Annotated in this window: 1 protein-coding gene; it reads right to left on the reverse strand. The window is 70.0% G+C overall.

Annotated elements, in window-relative coordinates:
- The coding region (locus J7528_RS23745) for a glycoside hydrolase family 3 N-terminal domain-containing protein (protein WP_291879790.1) at positions 1 to 753 on the reverse strand (753 nt) is incomplete at both ends.

Consider the following 753-nt stretch of genomic DNA (forward strand, 5'->3'; position numbering starts at 1 on the left):
CGGCCTCGCTGATCAGACCCTGGCGCACGGCGGCCGGCAGCGTGGCGTATTCCTCGCCGCACTCCAGCTCGGTGCCGTTCTTCACGGCCAGCGCCGCCGCTGCCTCGCGGGTGTCGACGATCTTGTGGTGCTTCCACACGTCCACGATCGCCCAGCAGTCGGAGGTGACGTAGCCCTTGAAGCCCCACTGCTCGCGCAGCAGGTCGCGCAGCAGGAAGTGGCTGGCGCTGGCCGATTCGCCGTAGACGCGGTTGTAGGCGCCCATCACCGCGTCGACCTTGGCTTCCTTGACCAGCGTCTCGAACGCCGGCAGGTAGGTATCGTAGAGGTCGCGCTTGCTCGGCCGCGCGTCGAAGGTGTGGCGGTCGGCCTCCGGCCCGCTGTGCACGGCGAAGTGCTTGGCGGTGGCGTCGAGCTTGCGGTAGGTCGGATCCAGCGGCTTGCCGGTGGCCGGATCGTCGCCCTGCAGGCCGCGGACGAAGGCCACGCCCATGCGCGCGGCCAGGAAACCTACGGCGAAGATCGTTTCCTGGCCGCGGCCCCAGCGCGGGTCGCGGAAGATGTTGATGTTCGGCGACCAGAAAGTCAGGCCCTGGTAGCGGCCGTGCTGGTCCAGTTCCAGCGCGCGATGGTGCTTGGCGCGCGCCTCGTCGCTGATCGCGACGGCGACCTGGTCCATCAACGGCACGTCGAAGGTCGCGGCCATGCCGATCGCCTGCGGGAACACGGTGGCGCCGCCGGCGCGGGCGACGC

Source organism: Caulobacter sp. (assembly GCF_017744445.1).
Classification (GTDB): Bacteria; Pseudomonadota; Alphaproteobacteria; order Caulobacterales; family Caulobacteraceae; genus Caulobacter.